The organism is Trinickia sp., assembly GCF_051961175.1.
Lineage (GTDB): Bacteria > Pseudomonadota > Gammaproteobacteria > Burkholderiales > Burkholderiaceae > Trinickia.
On sequence record NZ_JBQCDN010000263.1, the window covers coordinates 1 to 2,442 of the forward strand.

Consider the following 2,442-nt stretch of genomic DNA (forward strand, 5'->3'; position numbering starts at 1 on the left):
CCTTCACCTGAATCTCACGGTCGGCCGTCTGCGTGCCGAGCGTGCGTCGATCGGTCGCCATCAGCGCCCCGCCGCCCGCCGCGCCCGCCACCGCCAACACACAACCCTGCAACGACGCCACCAATGCAGCCGCCGTCGCTACCGTCAGCGTGCTCCGCACAAGCGTCTTCATGACGCGATTTGCCTTCATCAACGAACTCCCCTTCGAAGTCAATCTTCGCCGAGCAACATGGCATCGATGCCGTCGCACAAGCAGTGAATGGCCAACACCTGCACTTCGTGAATACGCGCCGCCCGCTGCGACGGCACGCAAAGCTGTATATCCGTTTCAACGAGCGCTTCGCCCAGCTTGCCGCCACCGCCCGTCAGCGCAATGACGAACATCTCGCGTTCGTGCGCTTCGGCAATGACTTCCAGCAAGCTGGCTTCGTCGCCCAGCGATGCCACGACGAACAACACGTCGCCCGCATGCCCAAGCGCGCGAAGCTGCTTGGCGTAGACGGTATCGAACCCGCCGCCCGCAGCAAGCGCGGTCAGCACAGCCGAATCGGCCGTCAAGGCGATCGCGGGCAAGCTCGGACGTTCGCGCTCGAAGCCCGCGGTGAGGTGGGCGGCGAAGCGCTGCGCTTCGGCCGCGCCCGCGCCATTACCGCACGCGAATATCCGGTTGCCGTTCGCCAGCGCGCCGAACATCGTATCGATAGCCGCGGCGAGCGGCATCGCCAAGGCGTCAAGCGCCTCCAGTTTCAATGCCGCGCTTTCGCGAAAATGCTGTTGAATTCGTTCGACTGACATCGTTTCTCTGCTCTGCCGGCCCCGCCAATCCGCGGCCGTTTCGTCAGCGCGCAAGTTTACCGCACTCACCACGCGCATCCGCACCTTTTAGTTCTCACGGGCCGTCCTCTCTAAAGGCGTCCCGCAGCCAAACGAGCCGCGGCCCCTCAAACACGACGGCATCGAAGCGGCAGGGGCTTTCGCTCTCGCCCGCGCCCCTCCCCGCCAGAAAGTGCCGCGCCGCCAGCAGGATCCGCTTTCGCTTATACGCGCCGATACTCGCCGCCGCCCCGCCATACCGGCTCCCGGCCCGCGCGCGCACTTCGACGAATACCAGCGCGCCATCCCGGTCACGCATGACGAGATCGATCTCGCCGCCCCGGCACGTGACGTTCCGCGCCACCAACCGCATGCGTTGCCGGCGCAGAAAATCGAGCGCCCGCGTTTCGAACACGGTACCGATGCGTTTCGACTCGCCCCGCCCGGAAAAGTTGTCGGCCGCACGGGCGCCGTCCGCTACTTGCTGAGCCGGCGCTCGGCCACGCGCCGTTCTCTCCTGCCGCGCGTGGCACAATGACGGCCTTCCCTCGCTCGTTCGCGCTTCCCGCTTCATGTCCGACCTCCTCGTTCTCGCGCAGCGGCAGCAGTACCCGTCCGCCACGCTCTATGTCATTGCAACGCCGATCGGCAATGCCGCCGACATCACCCTGCGCGCGCTGCATGTGCTCGGTCTCGTCGATCGCATCGCCGCCGAGGACACGCGCAATACCGGGCAACTGCTCGGCCTTTACGGTCTCTCGAAGCCGCTGCTGGCCGTGCATGAGCACAACGAACGCGAGGCCGCCGAGCGCATCGTCGATTGCCTGCGCGCCGGCGAACGCGTCGCCTATGTCTCCGACGCCGGGACGCCCGGCATATCGGATCCGGGCGCCAAGCTCGTCGACGCCGTCGGCGCAGCCGGCTTCACCGTCGTTCCGCTACCCGGCGCAAGCGCGGTCACGACCGCCGTCTCCGCCGCGGGCGATTTCGTCGGCACCTTCTCGTTCCTCGGCTGTCTGCCGACGAAAGCGAAGCAGCGCGCGGCGCATTTGCAGACGCTCGTCGCACACCCGCATGCAATGGCTTTCTATGAGGCGCCGCATCGCATCGTCGAAACCGTGCAAGCGCTGGCCGATACCCTCGGCGGCACCCGGCAATTGCTGATTGCACGAGAACTCACGAAGCTACATGAGGCGATTCATCGATGCACCCTGGCCGAAGGGCCAACGTGGCTGGCCGCCGATCCGAACCGGCAGCGCGGGGAGTTCGTACTCGTCGTTCAGGGTGCTCCGGCACAGGCGGAGCAAAACGAGACAGCTCACGATGCTTTGTTGACGCTGCTACTCGAAGAGGTGTCGGTCAGCACGGCGGCGCGGCTCGCCGCCTCGATCACAGGCGCATCCCGCAATATGCTCTATTCGCGAGCGCTCGATCTATCGAAAGACGAGACCTGACGAGCAGAAGAACTTGGCACTCGAGCATTACGTCAATCACGGGCGATGCAGTTAAAGGCATGACAGCGGGGGCTGAGCCGTCATGTCATTCATGCGGAAGGCTCATCGATGTGTGACGCTCGGATTGATCAGGACTCCTGATAAACCTCACCTTTCGAGGAATGGTGGGGCGATG

3 protein-coding genes and 1 pseudogene are annotated in these 2,442 nt (G+C 65.0%); 1 reads left to right on the forward strand and 3 read right to left on the reverse strand.

The features are described from left to right. The 3 genes and pseudogenes from ACTHL0_RS15790 to ACTHL0_RS15800 all read right to left on the reverse strand — a co-directional run. Window positions 1–190: pseudogene (locus ACTHL0_RS15790) on the reverse strand (BON domain-containing protein); the annotation flags it as partial. A 20-nt stretch (window positions 191–210) separates the two neighbouring features. Beyond that, entirely contained in the window at window positions 211–795 is a 585-nt protein-coding gene (locus tag ACTHL0_RS15795; RefSeq protein WP_440567752.1) for an SIS domain-containing protein, read from the reverse strand. Window positions 796–889: 94 nt separating this feature from the next. Further along, window positions 890–1,387, reverse strand: coding sequence for a YraN family protein (locus tag ACTHL0_RS15800; protein WP_440567753.1), 498 nt, complete (start codon window positions 1,385–1,387; stop codon window positions 890–892). Here ACTHL0_RS15800 and rsmI point away from each other — a divergent pair. Next, window positions 1,386–2,267, forward strand: coding sequence for a 16S rRNA (cytidine(1402)-2'-O)-methyltransferase (gene rsmI, locus ACTHL0_RS15805; protein ID WP_440567754.1), 882 nt, complete (start codon window positions 1,386–1,388; stop codon window positions 2,265–2,267). The genes ACTHL0_RS15800 and rsmI overlap by 2 nt on opposite strands. The last annotated feature ends 175 nt before the right edge of the window (window positions 2,268–2,442 follow it).